Here is a 25,766-nt window from a genome sequence, read left to right as displayed (position 1 = left end):
TACCGCGACACGAACAATCAAGATCAACCAGACAAAGACACAGGACCAATAGCAATGGCAGCAAAAGACGTAGTGTTCAGCGACGTGGCACGGGCCAAGGTGGTGGAGGGCGTCAACATCCTTGCCAACGCAGTGAAGGTGACGTTGGGCCCAAAGGGCCGCAACGTGGTACTGGAGCGCAGCTTTGGCAGCCCCACGGTGACCAAGGACGGCGTGTCCGTGGCCAAGGAAATCGAGTTGCAGGACAGACTGCAGAACGTGGGTGCGCAACTGGTCAAGGAAGTGGCCTCGCGCACTAGCGACAACGCCGGCGATGGCACTACCACCGCCACCGTGCTGGCCCAGGCCATCGTGCGCGAAGGCGTCAAGTATGTGGCGGCGGGGCTGAACCCGCAGGACCTGAAGCGCGGCATCGACAAGGCGGTGGCGGTGGCCATCGAGGAGCTGCGCCGCATCAGCAAGCCCACCACCACCAGCCGCGAGATCGCCCAGGTGGGCACCATCTCGGCCAACGGCGAGAGCGCCATCGGCGAGCGCATCGCCGAAGCCATCGACCGTGTAGGCAAGGAAGGCGTGATCACCGTGGAAGACGGGAAGTCGCTGGCCGACGAGCTGGAAGTGGTGGAGGGCATGCAGTTCGACCGCGGCTACCTGTCGCCATACTTCATCAACAACCCGGAGAAGCAGGTAGTGGTGCTGGAGCAGCCCTTCTTGCTGCTGGTGGACAAGAAGATCTCCAGCATCCGCGACCTGCTGCCGGTGCTGGAGCAGGTGGCCAAGGCCGGCCGCCCGCTGCTGATCATCGCCGAGGACGTGGAAGGCGAGGCGCTGGCCACGCTGGTGGTCAATAACATCCGCGGCATCCTGAAGGCTGCCGCAGTCAAGGCGCCGGGCTTCGGCGACCGCCGCAAGGCGCTGCTGGAGGACATCGCCATCCTCACCAACGGGCAGGTGGTGGCCGAGGAAGTGGGCCTGTCGCTGGAGAAGGTCTCGCTGGAGCAGCTGGGCCAGGCCGCGCGCGTGGAGATCGGCAAGGAGAACACGACCATCATCGACGGTGCAGGTGATGCCGATCAGATCCAGGCGCGCGTCAAGCGCATCCGCACCCAGATCGACGAAGCCACCTCCGACTACGACCGCGAGAAGCTGCAGGAGCGAGTGGCCAAGCTTGCCGGCGGCGTGGCCGTGCTCAAGGTGGGCGGTGCCACCGAGGTCGAGGTCAGGGAAAAGAAGGCCCGTGTGGAAGACGCGCTGCATGCCACCCGCGCCGCGGTTGAGGAAGGCATCGTCGCCGGCGGCGGCGTGGCGCTGATCCGCGCGCGCCAGGCGGTCAAGGACGTGACCGGCGCGAATCCCGACCAGCAGGCCGGCATCAAGATCGTGCTGCGTGCGCTGGAGGAGCCGCTGCGGCAGATCGTCACCAACGCTGGCGAAGAGGCGAGCGTGGTGGTGGCGCGCGTGGCCGAGGGGGCAGGCAACTTCGGCTACAACGCGGCCACCGGCGAATACGGCGATCTGGTGGAAGGCGGCGTGGTCGATCCGACCAAGGTAACCCGCACCGCGCTGCAGAATGCGGCCTCGGTGGCCGGCCTGATCCTGACCACGGATGCGGCGGTGATCGAGCTGCCCAAGGCGGATGCCGCACCGGCGCTGCCGGGCGGGCTGGACTTCTAAGCCCGGCTCGGGGCATGAACGACAAAGGCCGCCAGCAATGCTGGCGGCCTTTGTCGTTCATGCCGGCTTCCTGGGAGGAGCCTTCGACGCCTAGGCGCCCGGTTGTTCCACGAACGCAAAGCGGCCCTCGGCCACCAGGTGCGACAGCGGATGGCGTTGGGTGGGCTGCTCGCGCGCCTGCAATGCTTCAGGCAGCTGCGACTTGTCGCCCTGCTTGCCGATGGCGATCACAGCCTCGATGGCATAGTCGTGCGGCACCGCCAGTGCCTCGCGCAACCGCGCCTTGTCGAAGCCGCCGATGCCATGTGCGTGCCAGCCCGACAGCGTTACCTGGAAGGCCAGGCTGGCCCAGGCCGCGCCGGCGTCGAAGGAATGCGTGGCGATGTCCTGCGGCTCGGTCTTGCCCGGCGGGATCCACACCTTGCGCGACAGAATGGCCACCAGCGCCGACGCGCTCCGTGCCCAGCCTTGGTTGTACTCCGAAAGCGCGTCGAAAATCGGCTGCCAGGCCGGTGTATCGCGCCGCCCGTAGACGAAGCGCCACGGCTGGGCGTTGTAGCCGGACGGCGCCCAACGCGCCGCCTCGAAGAAGCGCAGCAGCGTGGCGGGTTCGATCGCCTCGCCGGTGAAGGCGCGCGGCGACCAGCGCTGCAGGAAAAGCGGATGGATATCGTGCTCGGTGCTGCGGGGCTGCGACATGAGGGTTCCTGGTGATGGATGCGGACAGTATTGGCTCAAGATGCCGGCGGGTGGTGAGCCGTGGCTGGAATCGGAGAGCGCTCCAGGGCTGATTCCAGCATGACTTTCTACGGCTTTCCTACGAGTATTTGCGCAGGTTCTTACTCGGATAGCTGTGTGCACCAGGACCGGCGGATGGCATGCGCCGGGCTCGGGCTCTCACGCCAACGCTGATTCCTGAGCTCGCCTCATTGCCCCGGCGCCCGGCCCGGGGTCGCGCATATCCATATCCGAAACCCTTTCTTGTGGTCGTCAGCGTGATCCAGCAAGATGCCCGCCTCCCTTTCACTTGCTTCGGCGCGTGGTCCGCATGAATTCCGTCTTCCGCTTCTCGTCCTTTGCCCGAATCGTCGCCGCCTTGCTTTGCCTGTCCGCGGGCGTCGCGCATGCGGATGCCACGCTCGACAAGATCAGGCAGCGCGGCAAGCTCGTGGCGGGCGTGGTCCTCTCCGGCCCGCCCTTCGGCACCATCGACCCGGCCACGCAAAAGCACGTGGGCTATAACGTGGAGTTGTCCGAGGGTGTGGCCAGGGGCCTTGGCGTCACGCTGGAAACCATCCAGGTGCAGCCCTCGAACCGCGTGCAGTTCCTGCAGCAGGGCAAGGTCGATATCCTGATCGCCAATATGCAATGGACGCAGGAGCGCAGCGAGATCCTGTCCTTCGTGCCCACGCCATTCGAGGAGGTCGGTGGCGCCGCTATCGCCAGGAAGGGTAGCGGCATCGCCAGGTGGGAAGACGCCAAAGGCAAGCCGGTATGCGTTTCGCAGGGCAGCAACTTCACCAAGCCGCTGGCCGAGCAGTACGGCGCGCAGATCAGGGCCTTCCGCGGCCAGCCCGAGTCGCTGCTGGCGCTCAGGGGCGGCAATTGCGTGGCGGCGGTGCATGTGAGCCCGACGCTGCGCGACCTGGTGGAGAACAACGCCGACTGGAAGGACTACGAGATCGTTTCGCCGCGCGACCTGATCCCGTCCCCATCGGTGATCTGGGTGCGCAAGGGTGAGACCGATACCCAGGCCGTGATCGACCGCATCGTGCAGGACTGGCATCGCACCGGCTGGCTGATCGGCGTAGAGAAGAAGAACGGCATGACGCCCACGCCGCTGCTGCGCCAACTGCACGAGAAGTTTCGCAAGACGCCCGCCTGAGGCGACGCACGCATGGCAGGGAATCGCTACAGGGGACGGGCCGGACAATGGTTAGCCGAAAGCCGAAAGCCGATAGCCCGGTTCCGCGTCCTGTGGTGCCTCCTGTTCTGTCGAACAGCAAAGACCGTTGCCATCCGCGATTTCAAAGCCAATCGCGGGCATCCTGAAAAGCCGCTCTGCCGCAAATGCATGAACGCGCAGGCGCGGCCGGGATGTCTCCTCCACTTCGCTGGATGCGCCGAAAGACATATGCATATCCAGACTTGTTATTTCCCGCGTAACTGGCCAGACAGTAAGCTTTGACGCTCACTCACCGGCCGAGGCAGTCCTGCCTTGCCGCGTTGCCCCGGTTTCAAATTCTACTCGTCGCGGGACGAGCCAGTTTCCATGACATCCAGCGCCTCAAAGCCATTCGACGTGCGGACTGCCGCGCCGCCAGCCGCGAAGGAGAAAGCCCGCGGCCGCGAGCGCAGGCTCGGCAATGCCGGGTTCCTGGCGATCTCGTGGGCCACGCCCGTACTGGTCCTGGTCGTATGGGAATTCCTGTCCCGCGCGGGCTATATCGAACCGCAGGTGCTGCCGGCGCCCAGCAGCGTCGCACGGACGGCATGGGAAATGATCCGTGACGGATCGCTGTTCGTTCACCTCGCATACAGCCTGGCACGGGCGGCGACCGGCTTTGCCATCGGTGGCGCGATTGGCTTTGGCCTGGGCATCCTGGTGGGCTTCTCCCGCCTGGCGGAGGCCGTCCTGGACCGCTCGGTGCAGATGGTGCGGGCGATCCCGTTCCTTGCCCTGCTTCCGTTGGTCATCGTCTGGTTCGGCGTGGAGGAGAGCGGCAAGATCTTCCTCGTCTCGCTGGCCGTGCTATTCCCGATCTATATCAACACGGTGCTGGGCATCCGGCAGGTGGACCCGAAGCTGCTGGAGGTTGGCAAAGTGACGGGCCTGAGCCTGGGCGAGCAGATCTCGAAGATCGTGCTGCCGGGTGCCATGCCGTCCATCCTGACCGGCGTGCGCTATGCGCTCGCCGTGTCGTGGCTGGCGCTGGTCATCGCCGAGACGATCGCCACGACGAAAGGCATCGGCTTCCTCGCCATGGATGCCCGCGAGTTCCTGCAGACCAATGTCATCGTACTCACCCTCCTGATTTACGCCGCCATCGGCGTGCTCGCGGATAGCCTGGCGCGCCTGCTGGAACGCCGCTTGCTGTCCTGGCATCCCAACTACGACGCAAAGGGTTCACGCTGATGTCCGCGCAAACAGCAACCCGCCAGCGCGGCGAAGCGGCGGTCGTCGTCCGTGGATTGCGCCGTCAGTATGGCGAACATGTGGTGGTGGACGATCTCGACCTGCAGATCGACGCCGGCGAATTCGTCGCGCTGCTCGGTGAAAGCGGCTGCGGCAAGACCACGCTGCTGCGCGCGCTGGCTGGTCTGGACCCCATCGACGCCGGCCACGTGGACGGCCCCGCGCAGCCTGCCGTGGTCTTCCAGGAGCATCGGCTGATGCCGTGGTTCCCGCTATGGCGCAATGTCGCGCTGGGCATCCCGGACGACAAGGGCAGGCCGCTCGCCGAGGCGGCTCTGCGCGAGGTTGGCCTCGGCGGGCGTGAAAACGACCTGCCCAGACGACTCTCCGGCGGGCAGGCGCAGCGTGTGGCATTGGCTCGCGCGCTGGTGCGCGAGCCCCGCTTGCTGTTGCTGGACGAGCCGTTCGCCGCGCTCGATGCGCTGACTCGCATCAAGATGCATGTGCTGGTGAAGGAGCTCGTGGCACGTCACCAGCCTGGCGTGCTGCTGGTGACACACGATGTGGACGAGGCCATTGCCATTTCCGACCGCATCCTGGTCATGCGCAAGGGACGCATCGCCGCGTCCTACGGCGTCGGCGCCGACGCCGGGCAGGAAAGGGGCACGCTGCGGGCCCGCCTGCTGCGGGAACTGGGCGTCGATGCCCGGCCCCGGCCAGCCAGCTGAGATCCAGTCTTCCCGTCCCGGCCATGCGCGCCGGTTCTGCCATTCCTTGTGAGGTTCCGATGACACAGCATTCCCCGTTTTCTCCCGCCCGCCGCAAACTGGTCCAGGCCGGCCTGGCGCTCGGCGCCGGCCTGGGGCTGCCGCAAGGCGTCCTGGCCGAGGGTACCCGCAATACCGACAAGGTGCGGGTGGGTTGGGGGCCCGGCGGCTTGCCGCTGATCGCGCGCGAACGCGGCGAATTCGAGAAGAACCTGGCGGCCAAGGGCATCAAGGTGGAATGGGTCGGCCCCTTCCCCAATCACGCGCCGTCGCTGCAGGCGGTGGTGGGCGGCAGTGCCGACTTCGGCTTCTGGGGCAGCACGACGCCAGCGCTGGCGGCGATCATCGCCGGCTCGCCGCTGGTGTTCGCGCAGTTCAATGTCTATAGCCCGCGCAGCACCGCGATCATCGTCAAGAAGACCTCGGGCATCAACTCGGTCAAGGACCTGGCCGGCAGGAAGGTGGCGGTGAACCGCTCCGGCCTGGGAGAGTTCCTGCTGGTGGCGGCGCTGGAAAAGCATGGCGTCGACCGCGCGAAGGTGGAGTTCGTCTACCTGAATCCGCCGGACGCGGCACCCGCCTTCGGGCAGGGCAAGGTCGATGCCTGGTCCATGTGGACGCCCGGCGTGGACATCGCGCGCAGCCAGTACGACGCCAAGGACATCTTTTTCGAAGGCACCGACCTGGACTTCCTGATCGACTATTCCTCGCTGGTCACGCAGCGGCGCTTCGCGGTGGAGAACTCCGCCCTGGTGCGCGCCGTCATCGACGCCTATCGCATCGAGGGAACGTGGTCGGACCAGCATGCTGCCGAGGCCGAGGCCTTCGCCCAGAAGGCAGGCAAATACAGTAATGCCGTGCGTGACCACCTGATCGGTTATCGCCGCCAGAACAAGTTCTACGAGGCCGACGACAAGGCCTTCCTCGGCCAGTTCCAGCGGGCCGCGGACTGGCTGGCCGAGCGCCGCATCCTGCCGAAGCGGGTCAACGTGGCCGAGTACTCCGTGAGAGTGTGAGCCGGGTTTCCTGTCCGGGCGCTTCCGGCGCCCGGGCGCTGTCACGCCATTCCGATACTGCCGCGCCATGGCTGGGGTATCGCAGCAATATGCCGCGATACGCAGCCTCCGTCCCACCGCAAGGACCTTTTCATGTCATCCGCACCTCCCGTTCGCCTGGGCGTCAACGTGCTCGCCTCCGGCCGCCATGACGCCGCCTGGAAGACGCTGCCAGATCCGGCCCGCCTGTCCACCGATATCGACAGCTTCGTCGAGATTGCCCGGATCGCCGAGCGCGGCAAGATCGACGCGCTGTTTCTCGCGGACGGGCCGGGCGGGCTGGTGCCGGAGGCCTTTCACCGGCCGTGGCGCGCGCTCGATCCGCTGGCGCTGCATGCCGCGCTGAGCCAGGCCACCCGGCACATCGGCCTGGTGGTGACGGCATCCAGTCTCTTCGGCCATCCGTATATCGTGGCGCGCCAGATTGCCACGCTCGACCACATCAGCAAAGGGCGCTCCGCCTGGAACATCATCACCAGCCAGGTGCCGGTGGCGCTGGCCGCCTACGGGCTCGACAAGGGCTTCGAGCAGGAGGCGCGCTACCAGCGCGCAACCGAATTCGCGGAGATCGTGGTCCAGTTGTGGGACTCCTTGCCGCAGCACGCCGTGGTGGCCGATGCGCGCAGCCATGTCTACGTGGATCCGGCACGACTGAGGCCGATCCGCTACCGGGGCGAGCATTTCCGCAGCGAGGGCACGCTGTCCACCCCGGCCACCCCGCAGGGCCGCCCCGTCATCTTCCAGGCAGGGCAGTCAGATGACAGCAAGGCCTTCGGCGCGCGCTTCGCCGATGCGCTCTTCACCGGGCAGCGCCGCATCGAAAAGGGGCGGACGTTCTACGCCGACGTGAAGTCCCTGGCGCGCAGCTACGGGCGCAATCCGGACCACCTGCTGGTGATGCCCGGCCTGTTCCCCATCCTGGGCGGCACCGAGGCCGAGGCGCACAGGCGCAAGCGGGAACTGGACGAGCAACTCGATCTCGCATTCTTGCGCGAGGAACTGGCGCACCACCTGGCGCTCGATCCGGACGATCTGCCGCTGGACGAAAAGCTGCCCTTTGACAAGATCGAGCAGGCGGAAAGCCGGGTGCCCGTGGCCTCGCGATGGCATCGGCGGGAAATCCTCAGCGAGGCGCGCGCGAACGACTGGACCGTGCGCCAGACGCTGGTCAGCAATATCACCGGCGGACACCGGATCATCGCAGGCACGCCGGAGCAGGTTGCCGCCGACATCCTGCACTGGGTCGACAGCCGCGCCGCGGACGGTTTCAACCTGAACATCGACGTACAGACGGGCGGTCTCGAAGATGTGGTGGACCACCTGATCCCCGTGTTGCAGAAGGCGGGGCGCTTCCGCACCGAGTACACGGGAACGACACTGCGTGACCACCTGGGACTGCCGGCGTATGCGGACCCGCGCGATCCGGGCGTCGCCGCGCAGGCCGCCAGCCGCGAAGGAGTGACCGATCATGTCTGAGGTTGCATCGGTCGACCTGATCGCGTGGAGCGACGTGACACGGCGGCTCGGCTACGAAGACCTGTTCCGGGAGCTGGCGGCGGGTGCTGCCGAGCGCGACGTGGCGCACCGGCTCCCCTTCGCCGAAACGGCCGCCCTCAAGGCACGCGGCTTCGGCGCCGTGCGGTTGCCGCGTGCCGAGCGCGGGCAGGGCATCACGCTGCCGGAGTTGTTCCTGCTGGCACGCGATCTCGCCACGGCGGACTCCAACATCGCCCACGTGTTCCGCAATCACTTCTTCGCGGTCGAGCAGCACCTGAAGACCAGGGACGGCGCCTTCTCGCGGCATGTTCTGGAATTGGCGGGACAGGGCAAGACCTTCGGCGTCGCTTTCAACGAACTGACCGGCGAGCCGGCCGGCTCCCTCGGCCAGGTGCCGGCCACCCGGCTCGTGCCGGTGCCCGGCGAGCCCGGGTGGCGCATATCGGGCAGGAAAATCTACTCGACCGGCAACCTGTACGCCGACTACCTGTTCTCCACGGCAATCGAGCCGGCCACCGGGCGCACCAAGCAGTTTTTCATCGCATCTTCTGCGTCCGGCGTGAAGCTCGACGACGACTGGGACGGATTCGGGCAACGGCTCACAGGCTCGGGCACCACGGTGTTCGACAACGTGTACGTGAACGAGGCGGACCTGCACGATCTGCCTGCCCGCGCGAATGACGGCCGGCCCGTGCTGTATGGCTTCACCTTCCACCAGGTGTACCTGACCACCGCCATCACCGGCATCGTCAGCAGGATACTGGCGGATGCCGTTGCCCTGGTGCGCGCGCGGCACCGCAACTACTATCACGCGCTGGCGCAGCGGCCGGGTGACGAACCGGAAATCCAGGCGACGATCGGCCGCATCGCGGCCTACCGCAGCGCCCTGCACGCCGTCACCGACCGCGCCGTGCAAGCGCTGGACCTTGCCTGGCGGGAGTCCCATGGCCCGGACGCGCATCGCTTGTCGCTGGCCGCCACGGTGGCGGCTTCCGAGGCCAAGGTGGTCACCGACGAGGTGGCCGCCAATCTGGCCAGCCTGCTGATCGACGTGTCCAGCGGCAGCGGGGTTTCCACCCAGGCAGCGCTCGACCGGCACTGGCGCAACATCAAGGTCATTGCCTCGCACAACCCGCGCCTCTACAAGGAGCGGGTGCTGGGCGACCATTACCTGAACGGCACGTTGCTGCCAACCGGCGCGTTCTTCTAGATGGTCCCGGTGGACATGCGAGAGCAGGCATGGATACCGGTTGCGTTTCAACGCAGATGTCCGGCCCCGGGGGGCCGCCACCCGTACAAGCAGAGGAAACCACCATGAGCGCAGATGAACGCCTTGCAAGATTCGTCGCCGGACCCCGAACCGCCAGCAAGCCCGCGGCGCACTACCAGAACGCCACGGCATGGGGCAACCTGCTGTTTCTTTCCGGCAAATCCGCCGCGCCTGTAGACAGCAAGGCGCCGCGCGGGAAGCTCGGGCGGGAATTCTCCGTCGAAGAGGGAAAGCACTTCGCACATCTCGCCGCGATCGAACTCTTGCTCGTCCTCAAGGACGAACTCGGATCGTTGGACAAGGTTGCGCAGGTGCTCGAACTGCAGGGATTCGTCAATGCCACCGAGGATTTCGAAGAGCATGCCCTGGTGCTCGATGGTGCCTCCGATACCCTCGTCGAAGTGCTCGGCGATGTCGGCATCCACGCGAGGTCCGTGCTCGGCGCCAGTTCGCTGCGCGGCAACAACCCCGTGATCCTGCGGGCAGTGGTGGGCGTGAGGCCCTGACGGCAGGCTTGCCGGTGAAGGCCTGGCGCAGGCCGCAGACCAAGCCGTTTGCAACGGGGATTCCCGCCGGGCGGCGGAGCCGCAGCCCGGCCACCCTGCCGCGAAGATGGTAGCAAGCAAGATCGAAAAGCTTCGTTGCCCGCGCTTCCACGCGGTTGCAATATCCAGGACTGCTCTGTCTCACGGGGCGCCTTGCCGGTGCTGCTCGTATCCTCCATGTCTATCAAGAAATCTCGCTTGCGCGCCGTCTGCATACTGTTTTCCCTCGCCCTGGGCGGCACCTTCGGCGCGCACGCATTGGCCCAGCCGGGCGGCGCGGATCCGGCGGTCCCGGCGGGAACGAAGCTGGTTGTAGCGGACCAGAACGAAGCCCTCCAGACGCTGCTGCGCAGCGCCGGCGAGCAGGCTAGGGTGGGCGCCAGCATCACCTATGCCAACTTCCTCGGTGGCCCCGCGATCCTGGAGGCCTTCCGCGCAGGCGCCCTCGACCTGGCAGTGGTTGGCAATACGCCGCCGATTCAGGCCCATGCCGCAGGCGAGACGCTGCCGGTTGTCGCAGCCAGGAAGAATTCGGCGCCGGACTACCAGTTCGCCGTGCGGCCAGGGTTGACGATCAACACGCTCAAGGAACTGAAAGGCAAGAAGATCGCCTATGCCGAAGGAACCGGCCGCCAGCCTTTCGTGCTGGCCGCGCTGAAGCTGGCGGGCCTGTCCCGGCGCGATGTCAGGCTGGTGCCGCTGCGCGCGGGCGAGTTCCCCACCGCGATCCACAGCGGGCAGGTCGATGTGGCGGCCCTGAATGAGCCGCACTTCAGCCGCTACCTGCGCGACTACGCGGACCAGAAGGCCAGCACGATACCCGCGGCCGAGCATGCCGCGCTGCCCACCGGCACGGCCTACCTGTATGCCAGCCCGAAGGCGCTCAAGGACCCGGCCAAGGCCGCCGCGATCCGCCAGTTCGTGAAGGGCTGGATCCGGGCCAGCGACTGGGCCGTCAAGCATCCGCAGCAATGGGTGCAGGCCTACTACGTGAAGAACCAGGGCCTGAAGCCGGAGGACGGATTCGCCATCGTCAGGTCGGAGGGGAAAGTCTACTATCCGCTGCTGTCGGCGCTGATCCCGTCACAGCAGCAACTGGTTGACCTGATACACGATGCCGGCGACATACCGAAGCGCCTGGACGCCCGCGAGGAGTTCGACCTTGGTTTCGATCCCGTGATCAAGGCTGCCGTCGATTCGCTGCCGCCGGCAGCCAACTAGGAGGACGGCATGAACCAGCAGGCTTCCACTGCAGGCAAGGGCGCTGGCGCCTGGCTACGCGCCGCGGCTTCGGGCCAGCGGCCTTCCGCGCGCGGCGCCGGACCCCGGCCGGCCTTGCTGCCGCGCAAGCTCGGTGCCTGGGGCTTGCTGTTCGGGCCGGCGGTCGTGCTGCTTGCCTGGGAGCTGGCCTCGCGGCTCGGATATCTTCCGCCCAAGCTGCTGGCTGCGCCGTCGAGCGCCGTCGTCACCGGCCTGGACCTGGCGCTCGACGGGACCCTCGGCCCGCATCTGTGGGCCTCGGCCCAGCGCGCCTACATCGGTTTGTTCTGGGGCGTGCTGATTGGGGTCACGCTCGCGCTTGCGGCTGGCCTGAGCCGTTGGGGAGAGGCGTCGATCGACAGCCTGGTGCAGATCAAGCGTGCGATTCCCACGCTTGCGTTGATTCCGCTGGCGATCCTGTGGCTGGGCAACGGCGAGTCGATGAAGATCGTCCTGATCGCCACCAGCGTGCTGGTGCCGGTCTATATCAATACCCATGCCGGGCTGCGCAGCATCGACATGCGCTACGTCGAACTGGCACAGAGCCTGGGGCTGTCGCGGGCCGAGTTCGTCCGCCGGGTGGCGCTACCCGGGGCGCTGCCCGGCTTCTTCACCGGTCTGCGGCTCGCGGTGACAACTTGCTGGACGGCGCTGGTGGTGCTGGAGCAGATCAATACCACGGAGGGCATCGGCTATCTGATGAACCGCGCCCGTGACTACGGCCAGACCGATGTCATCGTCGTCGGCCTGTGCATCTACGCCCTGCTGGGGCTGGGCTCGGATGCCCTGGTGCGTGCCTGCGAGCGCAAGGCGCTGTCCTATCGGAAGGTGATCGGGTCATGAGCGTCGCCATCGAAGCGCGCGCCCTCAGCCGGCGCTTCGGCCAGCGCACGGTGCTGGACAACCTCTCCTTTAGCATCGCCCCCGGCGAGTTCGTCGCGCTGATAGGCAAGAGCGGTTCCGGCAAGAGCACCTTGCTCAGGGCCTTGGCGGAACTCGATGCCGACGCGGGCCGCAGTGGGGAGCTCTCCGTGCCGCAGAGCCGATCGGTGCTGTTCCAGGATTCGCGTCTGTTGCCGTGGGAGAGCGTGCTCGGCAACGTGAAGCTTGGCCTGCACCAGGCAGATGCGGAGGCCAGCGCGAAGGCGGCGCTTGCCATGGTCGGGCTGGCCGGCCGCGAGCAGGCCTGGCCCAATGCGCTCTCCGGTGGCGAGCAGCAACGGGTTGCGCTGGCGCGATCCCTGGTGCGCCGGCCGGCCCTTCTGCTGGCCGACGAGCCCTTTGGCGCCCTCGATGCGCTGACCCGTCTCAGGATGCAGGGCCTGCTGCACGATGTGGTCCGCAAGCACCGGCCAGCGGTCTTGCTGGTCACGCATGACGTGGAGGAGGCGTTGGTGCTGGCCGACCGCGTCATGGTCATGGATGCGGGGCGCATTGTGCTCGACCGGCCAGTCGGGCTGTCCCACCCGCGCAGAAGGAGCGGAGCGGGCTTTGATCAGCTACGCGACCAGTTGCTTTCCGCCCTCGGCATGGACACCTGCGTGTAGGCGCCTCGTTCCACCTCCCCGATCCATCGACCCCTTGACCCCATGGCGAAGAAGCAACTCCACCTGAATCTGTTCGTCCACGGCCGCGGCCACCACGAGGCGGGCTGGCGCCATGCGCGCGCCACGCGCCTGCCGCTGACCGATATCGGCTACTACGAGGCGCTCGCCCGCACGGCGGAGGCAGGCTGCTTCGACTCCGTGTTCCTTGCCGATGCGCTGGCACTGGGGGAGGGCATCCGGCACGTCGCCGGCGCCGGGCTGGAGCCGATCACCGCGGTAGCGGCGCTGGCACGGGCCACCAGCCGGATCGGCTTTATCGCCACTGCCTCCACCACTTACTCAGAGCCTTTCAACCTGGCTCGCCAGTTCGCTTCGCTCGACCACATCACGAACGGCCGCGTGGGCTGGAATATCGTAACGTCGTGGGTCCAGGGCGCCAACCAGAACTTCGGGCTGGACCAGCAGCCGCCGCATGCGGAGCGTTACGCGCGTGCCCACGACTTCCTGGAGGCGGCCACCAAGCTATGGGACAGCTGGGCCGACGATGCCATTGTCGATGATGCGCAAACGGGGCGCTTTGCCGACCCCGGCCGTATCAGGCCGATCGGGCATGCCGGCGCGTTCTACAAGGTGGCCGGCCCGCTCAATATCCCCCGGGGGCCGCAAGGTCGCCCCGTGCTCGTCCAGGCAGGCTCGTCCCCCGCGGGGAAGGCGTTTGCGGCACGCTATGCGGAGGCGGTCTTCACCGCGCATCTGGACAAGGAAACCGCCGTGGCCTTCTACGACGAGCTGAAAGCCGGGGCCGAGAAGAGCGGCAGGCGCGCCGACCAGATCGTGGTCCTGCCCGGCATCAGTCCGGTGATCGGTTCGAGCGATGAAGAGGCGCAGCGCAACTGGCGCGAGCTCAATGCGCTGACCGATCCCGAGGTCGGCCGTGCCAGGTTGTCCAACCGTTTCGGCGGGTTCGACTTCTCGCACCTGGATCTCGACACGCCGCTGTCGCCCGATGATTTTCCCGATCCCGCCACGGTGCAGGCGGCACAGAGCCGGGCCGTGGTGATCACCGGCCTGGTCTCCCGCGAGCGCCCGACGCTGCGCGAACTGCTGCACAAGCTTGCCGGCGCGCGCGGGCACTTCGCCCTGGCAGGCTCTCCCGAGCGCATCGCCGACACTATCGAGGATTGGTTTGTCAGTGGCGCCGCCGACGGCTTCAACGTGATGCCGCCGGTGCTGCCCGCACACCTCGACGATTTCGTCGAGCACGTGGTGCCGCTGCTGCAGCGCAAGGGCCTGTTCCGCCGTGACTACGAGACCCATACGCTGCGGGCGCACTACGGGCTGGATCGCCCGTGAGTACGCCGGCGCGCCGTGTCCTGGCAGCGGGGGGGCGGAAGGCGCCGGAAGCCGCCAGGCCGCCAAGCCGCTAGCCGTCAGCCGTTAGCCGCTAACGCACCGAGAGTCCTCACCGGAGAACAACCATGAGCCACCCCCTGCACGAGCGCCTGCAGCCCTATCCCACCGAGAAACTTGTGGCGCTGGCGGCGCAGACGCCGTTGCGCACCAAGCTGGAGCCCATCAGTTTCAGCTGGGGCGAGCCGCAACATCCCACGCCGCGCTTTATCGTGGAGGCGCTTGGCGAGCACGCCGCGGGCATTGGCCAGTATCCAAAAGTGGCCGGCAGCGATGCGCTGCGCGAAGCCATTGCCGCGTGGATCGCACGCCGACACGGCGTGACCGACCTGGACGCGGCACGCGAGATCGTGCCGGTCAATGGCTCCAAGGATGCGTTGTTCAGCGTGGCGCAGGTGGTGCTGCGGGCCAATCTTCCACTACAGGGTACGCCAGTGGTGCTGGTCAGCAACCCCGGCTACCAGGTCTATGAAGGTGCCGCGCTGCTGGCCGGGGCGGAGCCGTATTACCTGGACATCGACCCCGCGCGCGGGCTGGCCGCAGCCTTCGACGCGGTGCCGCCCGACATCTGGCCGCGCGTGCGGCTGGCCTACCTGTGCTCGCCCGACAACCCGTCGGGGCGCGTGTACTCGCTGTCCGATTGGGCGCATGTCCTGGAACTGGCCGAGCGCCACGGCTTCCATATCGTGGCGGACGAGTGCTACTCGGAGCTCTACTTCGACGAGGATGCGCCGCCGCTGGGCGTGCTGGCCGCCGCACGCGCGCTGGGCCGCGACCGCCAGCGCATCCTGGCCGTGGCCAGCCTTTCCAAGCGTTCCAACGCGCCCGGCCTGCGCTCCGGGTTTGTCGCCGGCGACGCGGAGGTGCTGGCGCGGCTGCGCCAGTACCGCAGCTATTCCGGCGGGGTACTGAGTCCGGCCGTGCAGGGCGCCAGCATCGCGGCTTGGCAGGACGAGGCGCATGTGGTGGAGAACCGGCGCCTGTACCGCGAGAAATTTGCCTTCGCCATCCCGCGCCTGCAGCAGGTGGCGAGCCTGCACACGCCGCAGGCGGGCTTCTTTGTCTGGCTGGACATCCGTGCCAGCGGGCTGGATGACGTGGCGTTCACGCGCGAATTGCTGGCCGAACAGAACCTTGCCGTGGTCCCAGGCACCTACCTGGCGCGCACGGTGCGCGGCCATAACCCTGGCGCGGGCCACATCCGCATTGCGTTGGTGGCCAGCCCGGAGGAATGCGCGCAGGGCGTGGAACGGCTGATCCGCTTTGTCCGCGCGCTGCAGCCGGCGACCGTGGCGGCCTAGTCTGCTCCGGCATCAACCCTGCGCCAGCCGCGCTTCGGCAGCGTGGCTTGATCGGACCAGGCCAAGCGCCTGCGTACCTCTGCGCCGCTCCCGCGTCAAGGAACGACTCCAACTTATCTACTGCGGAATGCTTCCTTTTGCCGGGCTGTGCGCTCGTGTGAGACTTGGCCCTCGCTTATCTGCAGGCCTTTGCCATGTCCAACATTGCCGTTCGCCTCGCGACAACCATCATCCTGGCGGTCGCCGCCACATCCTCCCATGCACAGGCTGGCCCGGCGTATCCGTCAAAGCCGATCAGCTATATCGTGCCCTATGCACCCGGCGGTACCAACGATAATGTGGCGCGCATCATCAGCAAACGGCTCGCGGAGAAGACCGGGCAGAGCGTGCTGGTCGAGTACAAGCCGGGCGCCGGCGGCACCCTGGGTGCGGGCTATGTTGCCCATGCGCCAGCCGACGGCTACACGTTGCTCAACACGTCGATCGGCAATCTCGCGATTGCGCCGCAACTGGTCAAGACGACCTTCGACCCGTTTGCGGATTTCGTTCCGGTGGCATACATCGGCAACTCACGCGCGACGGTGGCAGTCAATCCAGGCGTGCCTGCCCGGAGCCTGAAGGAACTCATCGCTTATGCCAAGGCCAATCCTGGCAAGCTGACCTACGCCACCTCGGGCAATGGTACCCCTGGGCATATCGCCGGCGAGTTGCTCAAATCGCTCGCAGGCATCGACATGCGCCATGTGCCGTACAAAGGCAGCGCGCCCGCCGTGGCGGATGTGATCGCCGGCCATGTGGACGTAGTGTTCGATCCCCTCAGTACGGCATCCATCAAGGCAGGAAAGCTGCGTGCGCTTGCCTTCTTCGGTAGCGAGACCTCGCCCGAACTGCCAGGGGTGCCGTCGATTGCGCAGGCCGGAATCACCGGCTGGGAGAATGCGTTGGGAGGGTCGTTCTTCGTCTCCGCACCGAAGGACACGCCTGCGAGCGTACTCGCGGCGTTGCGGGGATTGCTCACCGAAATCCTGCGGGAGCCCGCGACTATCCAGGCGCTCGCCCGTGTCGAGGTGGAGGCCCGCTCGCTCACACCGGAGCAGACCAAGGCAGCGATACGCTCGGTCCATGACCTGTCGCATCGCATCATACAAAGCAGCGGTACCCAGCTCTAGCTCCAGGCGCCTTTGGCGCCAGTGCCACACCAATTTGAAGTCTCTGACATGCCCATCACTTCGCCAAAGCCGATCAAACTAGGCCTGTTTCTCCTGGCCGCCGGTCATCACGCCGCCGGCTGGCGTCATCCCGACGCCGAGTCAGGTACGGAGAACATCGATCTGATTATCCGGACCGCCCAGGCAGCAGAGCGAGCCCGGTTCGACATGGTGTTCTTTGGCGACCGCTTGCTGACCACGCCCGAGTCGCACCCGTCGATGATCACGCGGCCGGAGCCGCTGACACTGCTTGCCGCATTGGCGATGGTGACGCGTCACATCGGGCTGGCGGCAACGGCATCCACGACCTATAGCGAGCCATTCAACCTCGCGCGCATGTTTGCCACAGTGGACAAGATATCCAAGGGGCGGGCCGCATGGAATATCGTGACGACCTTCGCCGATGGCTCGGTGAACTTCAGCAGGGAACGGCATCCCGACCATGCCGAGCGGTATGCGATCGCCGACGAGTTCGTCGAGGTGGTAAAGGGATTGTGGCGCTCGTGGGAGCCTGATCCTTATGTGCGCGACAAGCAGGCCGGCGTCTATGTCGACACGGGCAAGATGCACGCGCTGAATCACCGCGGCAGGTTCTTCGAGGTAGCAGGTCCGCTAAACGTGACGCCGAGCCCGCAGGGACATCCGGTGCTGATCCAGGCGGGATCTTCCGGGCCAGGCCAGGCACTCGCCGCTCGCCATGCAGAGGTTGTCTTCACGGCGCAACAGGACCTGGCGGCGGCCCGGCAGTTCTATCGGGAGATAAAGGAGCAGGTGGCGAAACAGGGGCGCGATCCGGCGCACTGCCTGGTGATGCCCGGGTTGATGCCCATTGTCGGACGTACCGAGCAAGATGCTTATGAGAAGCTTGCGGTATTGCAGAATGGCACCGATCAATCCAACGCGACCGCCTTGCTATCGGAGCAACTGGGCCACGATATTTCAGGCTACCCGCTCGATGGACCTTTGCCCGAGCTGCCATCCACCGAATCCATCCAGAGCCGCAGTCAGCTGCTGAAGAAGCTTGCGCGCGACCGTAACCTGACGCTACGGCAGCTCTATCACGTGGTTGCCAGTGCCCGAGGCCACCAGGTCGTCGTGGGCACCGCGGCGCAGATCGCGGAACATATCACCACTTGGGTGGACGAAGGCGCCGCCGATGGGTTCAACATCATGCCCGCGTATTTTCCTGGCGGCCTGGACGACTTTGCCAATGAGGTAATTCCGCTGCTGCAGGCGCAAGGGCGGGCCCGTACCGAATATCAAGGTGGAACCCTGCGGGAGAACCTCGGCTTGCCGCTGCCCTATTGACCGGATGCGCTGCAAACCTCGCCCTTCAGGGAGGGTCGGCGTTGCATGCCACGCTTCTTTGGCCCGGACAGCAACCAGTCGGATATCGTGTCTGCATTGGCGTGCATGGCTTCGGCGCACGGCGGTGCGAGGAGTCGGGCGAACTTGAAACGGTAGGCGTTTGGTGCGGGAATGGAACGATTCTTTTCGCCGAAGCTTATGCGGCGGGCCGGCGAGGGCAGCCGCGCCTGCGCCGCACGCATGGCGGGCACGGGCTCGAGGGGGGCGCCCGGCGCCTGTGCTAGCATGCGCGCTCAGGCATTGACGACCTGCCCGGCCCGGCCGATGTCGGGCACAGCCGCCATCAGCTGTCGCGTATAGGGGTGGGCGGGTGCGGAGAGCACTTCGTCGGCCGCGCCACACTCGACCAGCCGCCCTTGCCGCATCACGCCGACCTGATCGCACATCTGGCGAATCACGGCCAGGTTGTGGCTGATCAGCAGATAGGTCAGCCCGAACTCATCCTGCAGATCGCGCATCAGGTTCAACACCTGGGCTTGCACCGATACATCGAGCGAGGAGGTCGGCTCATCGCAAATCAGAAAGCCCGGCCGGCTGACCAGCGCCCGGGCGATGGCAATCCGTTGCCGCTGCCCGCCGGAGAACTGGTGCGGATAGCGACGTCCATCGTCGGGCGACATCCGTACCAGCCGCAGGGCCTGTGCCACGCGCTCGTCGCGCTCGTCGGCATCCTGGGTAAGGCTCTTTACCTCCAGCGGCTCGGCAATGATCCGGTCGATGCGCCAGCGCGGGTTCAGGCTGGCATACGGGTCCTGGAAAATCATCTGGAAACGACCCGTCAGCGCGATCTCCTTTTCGCGATCCGTGCCACGTTCGATGCCGTCCAGCACGATGGTGCCGGCATCGGGTTGCACGAGGCCGGCAATCATTCGCGCGACCGTCGATTTGCCCGAGCCGGATTCGCCCACCAGGCCGAAGGTCGAGCCACGCGGGATCTCGAAGCCGATCTCGCGCACCGCATGCAGAACGCGGCGCGGCTCGCGTGCCAGGGTGCGCAGCAGCCACCCGGGGGAAAGGTCGTAGGATCGCGACAGCCCCTGGACCGATAGCAGCGGCGCGGCCGCCGGACTGGCGATTGGCGGCATGTCGGAGGGGACCGGTGCCGGCACGTCGGCCACGCCCGCTGCCTGCACCGGGAGCCGCTTCAGCCGCTGGTGCACCGAGGGAATCGCCGCCATCAGCGCCTGCGTATAGGGCGCCTGCGGGCGGGCAAGGATCTCCCGCACCGGACCGGTTTCGAGCACGCGGCCCCGGTACATCACCATTACCCGGTCCGCAGCCTCCGCAATCACACCCATGTCGTGGGTGATCAGCATGGCCGCCGTATTGCGCTCGCGGCATACGCGCCGGAGCATGCCGATCACCTGGTCTTGCACCACCACGTCCAGCGCCGTGGTGGGCTCGTCGGCGATCAGCAGTTCGGGCTCGCCACTCAGCGCCAGGGCAATCGCCACCCGCTGCCGCATGCCGCCGGACAGCCGGTGCGGATACTGGTTGAAGCGGGCGGCGGGGTCCGGTATTTCCACGTCGGCCAGCAGCGCCAGCGCGCGCTGGCGCGCCTGCGCCGCATTCAGCGGCAGATGGGTGCGGATGGTCTCGGTGAGGTGGCGGCCGATCGTGTAGACCGGATTCAGGCTGGTCAGCGGATCCTGGAACACCATCGCTATGTGCTTGCCGCGCAGCCGGCGCATATCCTCGCCGCGCAGCGTGTCGATGCGCTCGCCATGCAGTTCGACCTGGCCTGCCGCCAGCCGGCCGGGTGCTTCGATCAGGCCGGCAACGGCATTGCCGGTCATCGACTTGCCGGCGCCGGACTCGCCGACCACGCCGAGGATTTCTCCGGGCGCGATGTCGAAGGACACGCCGTCAAGCACGCGTACGGTGCCGCGATGGGTGTCGAATTCCACCGAGAGATCGCGAACGCGCAGCAGGGGCGGCCCGGGTTGGGTGGAGGACAGGGGGGTCACCATGCGGGTCATTGCAGTTTCGGGTTGAGTGCGTCGCGAAGCCAATCCCCCACCAGATTGACCGAGAGCGCCAGCGCCAGCAGCACCAGCGCGGGGAAAAACAGGATCCACCACTCTCCGGAGAACAGGAAGCCCTGGCCTACGCGGATCAGCGTGCCGAGAGACGGCTGCGTCGGCGGCAGGCCCACGCCGAGGTAGGACAGCGTGGATTCCGCTACCACGGCCAGTGCAAAGCTGATGGTGCCGATCACCAGTACGGGGGCCAGCAGGTTGGGCAGGATGTGGCGCAACAGGATGCTGCCGCGCGAGCGCCCGCAGACGCGCGCCGCGAGCACGTAGTCCTTGTGCTTCTCCAGCATGACGGCGCCTCGCAGCGTGCGCGCGTATTGCACCCATTCCGAGAGGCCGATGGCCACGATGATCACGTACAAAGCCATCTCGTCGCGGTAGCCGGCCGGAAGAATCCCGCGTGCGATGCCGAAGATCAGCAGCGCCACCAGCAGCACCGGAAACGTCAGCTGCACGTCGGCCAGGCGCATCACCAAGGCATCGAACCAGCCGCCGGCATAGCCGGCCACCAAGCCGAGCACGATCCCGATGACCAGCGACAGCGCCACCGCCGCCGCGCCGACCAGCAGCGACATGCGCAGCCCGTAGAGCAGCGCGGAAAAGATGTCGCGGCCCTGGTCGTCGGTGCCCAGCGGATAGAACGCACCCGAGGCGCCCTGCTGCCAGGGCGGGGTGAAGGCATCGAGCAATTCCAGCGCGGCCGGATCGAACGGATCCTGGCGTGCAAGCCACGGTGCCAGCAGCGCGGCCAGTACCAACAGTGCCAGCAGGGTCACGGCCAGTTGCACGAGGCGCGAGCGCGCGAACGATCGCAGCACCGGGGAATCGGCGTTCCGCCAGCGTCGGCGCGGGGTGGGGGACAGCGTTGAGGTGGAGCGGTTTCTCATCATGTCACGCCCGCCGCAAGCGAGGGTCGACCAACAGGTAGATCAGGTCGACCGTCAGGTTGATGAACACGTAGAGCAACGCGACAGACAGCAGGTAGGCAGCGATCACGGGCACATCCACCGCCTGGATCGACGAGATGAACAGCAGCCCCACGCCCGGCCACTGGAACACCGTTTCGGTGACGATGGCGAAGGCGATCAGCGAACCGACCTGCAGGCCGGTGATGGTGACGACCGGGATCAGCGTATTGCGCAGCGCATGGCCATAGCGGATGCGCCGCTCGGGGAGGCCGCGGGCGCGGGCAAAGCGCACGTAATCCGTGCGCAGCGCCTCCATCATCTCCGCACGCACCAGCCGCATGATCAGCGTCAGCTTGAACAAGCCGAGCGTGGCCACCGGCAGCACCAGCGATGCCCATCCCGAGCGGGTCAGCAGCCCCGTGCTCCAGCCGCCTACGGCTACGGTGTCGCCGCGCCCGAACGCGGGCAGCCAGCGCAGTTCCACCGCGAACAGGTAGATCAGCAGGATGCCGATGAGGAACGTGGGCAGCGATACGCCGACCAGCGAGACCGTCATCCAGGCCCGGCTGAGCCAGCTGTCCCGGTGGATCGCCGTATGCACGCCCAATGCCACACCGCCCAGCACGGCCACGAACGCGGCCACCAGCGCCAGCTCCAGCGTGGCGGGCGCACGTTCCAGGATGACGTCCGCCACCGGCTGCTTGACCCGGTAGGAGATGCCCAGGTCGCCGCGCAGCACATGGCCGAGGTATCGCGCGTACTGGACCGGTACCGGGCGGTCGAAGCCCAGCTCGGCGATCAGCGCCTGCCGGTCTTCCAGCGAGGCATCCTCACCGAGCAGGCTGACAGTGGGATCGCCGATGTGGCGAAACACCAGGAACGCGATGAACGATACGGCCAGCAGCACCAGCAACGATTGCCCGAGCCTGCGCAGAAGGTGGACTAGCATCGGCGTGGACCGGTAAAGGTAGCGGCCTTCATCTGGCGAGCTTGAACAGCTTGAAGTAGGGCGTGTTCGACGGGTTCACCGGGATATCGAGCTTGCGCACCATGGCATAGGTCTGGATCTGGTCGTGCAGCGGCAGGTAGATCAATTCCTTCTGCACCGTGGTCCAGATGCTCTTGATGGTGGCGTCGCGCGTTTTCCGGTCGCCTTCCGCCGCCAGGGACACGATCTTGCTGTCCAGGTCCGGATCGCTGAACCGCGTGGCATTGGTGGCGCCGCGCGCGTTCTTGCCGCGCGTGTGCACCAGGTAGTCGAAGATGTAGGCCGCGTCATAGGTGGGAACGCCCCAGCCATACAGGTAGAAATCGGTGTCCAGGTTGTTGATCGCGGCACTCTGGATGGCCAGCGGGCGCGACACCACATTGGTCTTCACGCCGATGCGGCCCAGGAAGCCGGCCGTGGCCTGGCAGATCGCCTCGTCGTTCAGGTAGCGGTCGTTGGTGCAGTGGAGCGTGATGGAGAACCCGTTCGGGTAGCCCGCCTCCGCCAGCAGCGCCTTGGCGCGCGCCAGGTCTGGCTTGCCCACGACGTCGAAGGCCTTGTCATAGCCGTGGACGAACGGCGGGGAAATGATGTTGGTCGGCACGGACAGGCCGCGCATGACCGCGGTCTTGATGGCGTTGCGGTCGATGGCGAGCTGGAACGCCTCGCGCACGCGGCGATCCGCCAGCGGGTTGCGGTCCTTGACGTCCGAGTACTTCAGGGGCGCGCTGCCGACGTTCATGCCCAGGAAAATCACGCGGTTTTCTGCCGCCTGGTTGACGCGCAGCTTGGGGTCCGCACGCAGGCGCACGGTGTCCTGGATGGGCAGGTCCTGCACGAAATCGACCTCGCCAGACAGCAATGCGGCCACGCGCGTGGCGGGCGACTTGATCGGCAGGTAGACCAGTTCGTCGATCTCCAGCGGGAACTGGCCGCGGCCCCAGTATTGCGGGAACAGCTTGAGCACGGTGCGCACATCCTGCTCGCGCGAAACCAGCGTGTAGGGGCCCGTGCCATTGACGTGGCGCGTGGCGTAGGTCTCGTCCTTGGCGGAAGCCACCTGCGGTTGTTCCACGTTATGCGCCTTGGCCCATGCGGCGCTGAGGATCTGGATGTTGGTCAGGTTGTCCGGCAACAGCGGGTTGGGGCCGGCGGTCCTGATGCGGATCACGAAGGGCGAGACCTTGGTGACCTCGGTAACGGACACCAGCAGCGACTTCATGTCGGACGTTGCGGACTTGGCGCGCAGGAGCGAGAACACGGCGTCGTCGGCGGTGAACACGCTGCCGTCATGGAACTTCACGCCTTTGCGCAACTGGAATTCCCAAACCGTGGGGTCTTCGGTGCGCTGCCATGAGGTGGCGAGCGTGGGCAGCAGCTTGCCGTCCGCGGTACGGATGATGAGCGGCTCGTAGACCTGATGCAGCAGGTTGTGATTGGGGCCGTTGTTCAGTGCGTGCGGGTCCAGCGTGGAGGCGTCGACGGAGCGTGCCCAACGCACCGTCTCGGCGTGAAGCGCGGGCGCCGCAAGCAGCGTCATGGCAATGCCCGAGGCCAGCAGGGTGGCCAGGGTGACTCGTTTGATCATCGTTTCTCTTCCGTTGTTTATTGTTGTGTTGTGCTGGCGCGCGGGCCTCGCCCCGGCGCGGCGCTCAGGCCGGGGGAAAGCGCGTTGCCAGCAGCGAGAACAGCGCCCGCAATCCCTGCGCTTCGCCGCCGCGCGGACGGCCTGGCCGTTCTTCCTGGTTCCAGGCAAACAGATCTAGGTGTACCCAGGGCGTGCCGTTCGGCACGAAGGCCTCCAGGAACAACGCTGCCGTCAGCGCTCCCGCGAGCGGCGCGGCGCCAGCATTGGCGGTGTCGGCAAAGGTGGACTTCAACATGCCGCGATACGGCTGCCAGAGCGGCAGGCGCCACAGCGGATCCGCCTGCTTGCCGGCTGCGGCCAGCAGTTCCGCGGCAAGCCCGTCGTCGTTACTGAACAGGGCCGGCAGGTCGGGGCCCAGTGCCACCCGGGCGGCGCCGGTCAGCGTGGCGAGGTCGATGGCCAGCGCGGCAGGCTTGTTCCTGTCATGCCGCAACGCATGGTGCAAGGCATCGGCGAGCACCAGGCGGCCTTCGGCGTCGGTGTTCTCGATTTCCACCGTGCTGCCATTGCCGGCCCGCAGGATGTCGCCGGGGCGCAGTGCGCCGGCGCCCACGGCGTTCTCCACCGCCGGCACCACCAGCGTCAGCCGCACCGGCAGCCTGGCCTGCATCACCAGGCGCGCGAGGGCAATGGCATGGGCTGCACCGCCCATGTCCTTCTTCATCCAGCGCATGCCTTGCGCGGGCTTGATGTCCAGGCCGCCCGAATCGAAGCAGACACCCTTGCCGACCAGAACCACGCGCGGCGCGGCAGGGTCGCCCCAGTGCAGCGCGCTCACGCGCGGTGCCTGTTCAGGCGCCGCGGCGCGCCCCACGGCGTGCACCAGCGGAAAGCCGGCGTCCGGAAGCTCGTCACCCACCCATTCCGCGTAGTCCGCATCGTGTTCCAGGGCCAGGGCGCGCACCACGGCCGCCAGTTCGGCCGGGCCGAGCTGGTTGGCTGGCGCATTGACCAGGTTGCGAACCACGCGCACGGCTTCGGCCAGCGGCAGCAGCGCGTCCTGTGCACCTCGTGGCAGCACCAATTGCGCGCCATCGGCCTGCTGTACCGGCTGTTTGTCCCACCCGGGCAGCGCGCCGATGGCCCAGCCCAGCGCTGCCAGCGTGAAGTCGGTGCTGTTCTCTTCGTTCGCGAGGGCATAGCGGCCGGCAGGAAGCTGCCGTGGCAGCGCGGCCAGTTGCCATAGCGGCTGCCCGGCATCGATGCCGACGATGGCGCCGGCCAGGTCGCCGTTCGCATCAGGCAACAGCAGCGTGGTGCCTGGCTCGGCGCCGAAGCGTGTGGCGCGGGCCCAGCGGGCCTGGGCAGGCGGCAGGGAATCGAGCAGTGGTTCGATCTGTTCCGATGTGCACGCGTATAGCGGCAGGGCACCGGCGGCGTCTTCGACAAAAGGGGAAGCGGGCATATCGGATTGGGGCACGCTGGTGCAGTCGGGCACGGCTTGGCGAGATGCCGGAGCCTGCGCAACGATGCATTGGTAGCGGCCGGGAGCGACGAAAAGAGATCTGCTAGGCTACCGCGCCGGCCATGCGCCGCCAACGAAGCTAAACGTGCATCCATATACGCTTCTGCACGTTCGGCGGGATGGCACGGATCGTCGATGCCGATACATAAAGCCGCCCCCATGTATAAAAACCAGTGCAGGGAGGGGCGCTGCCGACATGGGTCCTGGAGCGAAGAGATCGAGGCGCCGACCGTCTGCCGATCCGTAGCCAAGATCTCGCGTCACCCTGACTCCGGCACAGGGCCGCGTCGCCGGGGAGGGCGCGGACAACGCCGCCGTGGCACGGGGCTCCGTAACTCTCCCCGGCGACCGGAGCCCTGGGTCGGCGGGGGACGGCGTCATGGCAATCGCAAACTAAGGCAGATGCTTGCCCGGCAAGGTCGGCTTCACGTAACGCGCGTGCGTTTCGGGCATTCCGGCATCGCGTGCGCGCCTGGCCTTTGCCGATGGCTTCTCCGGCGGATTGCGCCGCGTAAGCCGGCTCTCCGCGCGCGCGTCAAACGCGCCGATATGTACCTGCTCGCCCATGCCCCCTGCCACCTGCTGGGCGGTCGCATTGCTCCCGCCGCTCAATAGCGCCAAAACAGACGCCAGTAGACCCAGTGCCCGGATCTTGCCCATCGATTCTCTCCTCGTGACGCGTC

The 25,766-nt window shown here is 66.8% G+C and carries 23 protein-coding genes; 15 read left to right on the top strand and 8 right to left on the bottom strand.

Annotated features, from left to right (window positions below):
* The first annotated feature begins 54 nt into the window (after window positions 1-54).
* A complete protein-coding gene (groL, locus tag AC1DK4_RS02840; RefSeq protein WP_441611879.1) occupies window positions 55-1,674 on the top strand; it encodes a chaperonin GroEL in 1,620 nt (539 codons plus the stop codon).
* A 90-nt stretch (window positions 1,675-1,764) separates the two neighbouring features.
* On the opposite strand, the gene AC1DK4_RS02835 is transcribed toward groL, so the two are convergent.
* Window positions 1,765-2,373: a nitroreductase family protein gene (locus AC1DK4_RS02835; protein WP_441611880.1), complete on the bottom strand. Its 609-nt coding sequence runs from the start codon at window positions 2,371-2,373 to the stop codon at window positions 1,765-1,767.
* A 349-nt stretch (window positions 2,374-2,722) separates the two neighbouring features.
* On the opposite strand from AC1DK4_RS02835, the gene AC1DK4_RS02830 reads away from it, so the two are divergent.
* Complete coding sequence (locus tag AC1DK4_RS02830) at window positions 2,723-3,559, top strand: transporter substrate-binding domain-containing protein (protein WP_441611881.1); 837 nt, start codon at window positions 2,723-2,725, stop codon at window positions 3,557-3,559.
* Between the two features lie 51 nt (window positions 3,560-3,610).
* On the opposite strand, the gene AC1DK4_RS02825 is transcribed toward AC1DK4_RS02830, so the two are convergent.
* Entirely contained in the window at window positions 3,611-3,808 is a 198-nt protein-coding gene (locus AC1DK4_RS02825; protein ID WP_441611882.1) for a hypothetical protein, read from the bottom strand.
* Between the two features lie 138 nt (window positions 3,809-3,946).
* Between AC1DK4_RS02825 and AC1DK4_RS02820 the strand changes: the two genes are divergently transcribed.
* The 13 genes from AC1DK4_RS02820 (at window position 3,947) to AC1DK4_RS02760 (ending at window position 17,978) form a co-directional block, all read left to right on the top strand.
* Window positions 3,947-4,810: an ABC transporter permease subunit gene (locus AC1DK4_RS02820; protein ID WP_441611883.1), complete on the top strand. Its 864-nt coding sequence runs from the start codon at window positions 3,947-3,949 to the stop codon at window positions 4,808-4,810.
* Entirely contained in the window at window positions 4,810-5,538 is a 729-nt protein-coding gene (locus tag AC1DK4_RS02815) for an ABC transporter ATP-binding protein (protein WP_441611884.1), read from the top strand. Before AC1DK4_RS02820 ends, AC1DK4_RS02815 begins: the two co-directional genes overlap by 1 nt.
* A gap of 59 nt (window positions 5,539-5,597) precedes the next feature.
* Window positions 5,598-6,593 (top strand): NrtA/SsuA/CpmA family ABC transporter substrate-binding protein, encoded by a 996-nt coding sequence (locus AC1DK4_RS02810; protein WP_441611885.1) that lies wholly within the window; start codon window positions 5,598-5,600, stop codon window positions 6,591-6,593.
* A gap of 132 nt (window positions 6,594-6,725) precedes the next feature.
* Window positions 6,726-8,108 carry an NtaA/DmoA family FMN-dependent monooxygenase gene (locus AC1DK4_RS02805; protein ID WP_441611887.1) on the top strand — a complete coding sequence of 461 codons (1,383 nt, stop codon included), beginning with the start codon at window positions 6,726-6,728 and terminating at the stop codon, window positions 8,106-8,108.
* Window positions 8,101-9,339, top strand: coding sequence for an acyl-CoA dehydrogenase family protein (locus AC1DK4_RS02800; protein ID WP_441611888.1), 1,239 nt, complete (start codon window positions 8,101-8,103; stop codon window positions 9,337-9,339). Before AC1DK4_RS02805 ends, AC1DK4_RS02800 begins: the two co-directional genes overlap by 8 nt.
* Before the next feature lie 104 nt (window positions 9,340-9,443).
* A complete protein-coding gene (locus AC1DK4_RS02795) occupies window positions 9,444-9,905 on the top strand; it encodes a RidA family protein (protein ID WP_441611889.1) in 462 nt (153 codons plus the stop codon).
* 216 nt (window positions 9,906-10,121) lie between these two features.
* Window positions 10,122-11,165, top strand: a complete 1,044-nt coding sequence (locus AC1DK4_RS02790; RefSeq protein ID WP_441611890.1) for an ABC transporter substrate-binding protein — start codon at window positions 10,122-10,124, stop codon at window positions 11,163-11,165.
* Window positions 11,166-11,174: 9 nt separating this feature from the next.
* Entirely contained in the window at window positions 11,175-12,047 is an 873-nt protein-coding gene (locus tag AC1DK4_RS02785) for an ABC transporter permease (RefSeq protein ID WP_441611891.1), read from the top strand.
* On the top strand, window positions 12,044-12,751 hold the full coding sequence (locus tag AC1DK4_RS02780) for an ABC transporter ATP-binding protein (protein ID WP_441649664.1): 708 nt from the start codon (window positions 12,044-12,046) through the stop codon (window positions 12,749-12,751). The genes AC1DK4_RS02785 and AC1DK4_RS02780 overlap by 4 nt, the downstream gene beginning before the upstream one ends.
* Before the next feature lie 42 nt (window positions 12,752-12,793).
* A complete protein-coding gene (locus AC1DK4_RS02775) occupies window positions 12,794-14,104 on the top strand; it encodes an LLM class flavin-dependent oxidoreductase (RefSeq protein ID WP_441611893.1) in 1,311 nt (436 codons plus the stop codon).
* A 125-nt stretch (window positions 14,105-14,229) separates the two neighbouring features.
* Complete coding sequence (gene dapC / locus AC1DK4_RS02770; RefSeq protein WP_441611894.1) at window positions 14,230-15,462, top strand: succinyldiaminopimelate transaminase; 1,233 nt, start codon at window positions 14,230-14,232, stop codon at window positions 15,460-15,462.
* Window positions 15,463-15,656: 194 nt separating this feature from the next.
* Window positions 15,657-16,631 carry a Bug family tripartite tricarboxylate transporter substrate binding protein gene (locus tag AC1DK4_RS02765; RefSeq protein ID WP_441611895.1) on the top strand — a complete coding sequence of 325 codons (975 nt, stop codon included), beginning with the start codon at window positions 15,657-15,659 and terminating at the stop codon, window positions 16,629-16,631.
* A gap of 48 nt (window positions 16,632-16,679) precedes the next feature.
* Complete coding sequence (locus AC1DK4_RS02760) at window positions 16,680-17,978, top strand: LLM class flavin-dependent oxidoreductase (protein WP_441611896.1); 1,299 nt, start codon at window positions 16,680-16,682, stop codon at window positions 17,976-17,978.
* 293 nt (window positions 17,979-18,271) lie between these two features.
* Here the strand turns inward: AC1DK4_RS02760 and AC1DK4_RS02755 are convergent, their stop codons facing one another.
* The 6 genes from AC1DK4_RS02755 to AC1DK4_RS02730 form a co-directional block, all read right to left on the bottom strand.
* Window positions 18,272-20,008, bottom strand: a complete 1,737-nt coding sequence (locus AC1DK4_RS02755) for a dipeptide ABC transporter ATP-binding protein (protein ID WP_441612261.1) — start codon at window positions 20,006-20,008, stop codon at window positions 18,272-18,274.
* 5 nt (window positions 20,009-20,013) lie between these two features.
* Window positions 20,014-20,961, bottom strand: a complete 948-nt coding sequence (locus AC1DK4_RS02750) for an ABC transporter permease (protein WP_441612262.1) — start codon at window positions 20,959-20,961, stop codon at window positions 20,014-20,016.
* Between the two features lie 4 nt (window positions 20,962-20,965).
* Window positions 20,966-21,931 carry an ABC transporter permease gene (locus AC1DK4_RS02745; RefSeq protein WP_441643115.1) on the bottom strand — a complete coding sequence of 322 codons (966 nt, stop codon included), beginning with the start codon at window positions 21,929-21,931 and terminating at the stop codon, window positions 20,966-20,968.
* Window positions 21,932-21,959: 28 nt separating this feature from the next.
* Window positions 21,960-23,558 carry an ABC transporter substrate-binding protein gene (locus AC1DK4_RS02740; RefSeq protein ID WP_441611898.1) on the bottom strand — a complete coding sequence of 533 codons (1,599 nt, stop codon included), beginning with the start codon at window positions 23,556-23,558 and terminating at the stop codon, window positions 21,960-21,962.
* 64 nt (window positions 23,559-23,622) lie between these two features.
* The gene (locus AC1DK4_RS02735; protein WP_441611899.1) at window positions 23,623-25,023 is read right to left on the bottom strand and encodes a leucyl aminopeptidase family protein; all 1,401 of its coding nucleotides are present in this window, start codon (window positions 25,021-25,023) and stop codon (window positions 23,623-23,625) included.
* Between the two features lie 453 nt (window positions 25,024-25,476).
* Window positions 25,477-25,743 carry a hypothetical protein gene (locus tag AC1DK4_RS02730; RefSeq protein ID WP_441611900.1) on the bottom strand — a complete coding sequence of 89 codons (267 nt, stop codon included), beginning with the start codon at window positions 25,741-25,743 and terminating at the stop codon, window positions 25,477-25,479.
* Between the last annotated feature and the right edge of the window lie 23 nt (window positions 25,744-25,766).

This window comes from Cupriavidus sp. 05N38, assembly GCF_056397345.1.
The sequence above is the reverse complement of the archived record's forward strand: the minus strand, read 5'-3'. Positions and strand labels throughout refer to the sequence as shown.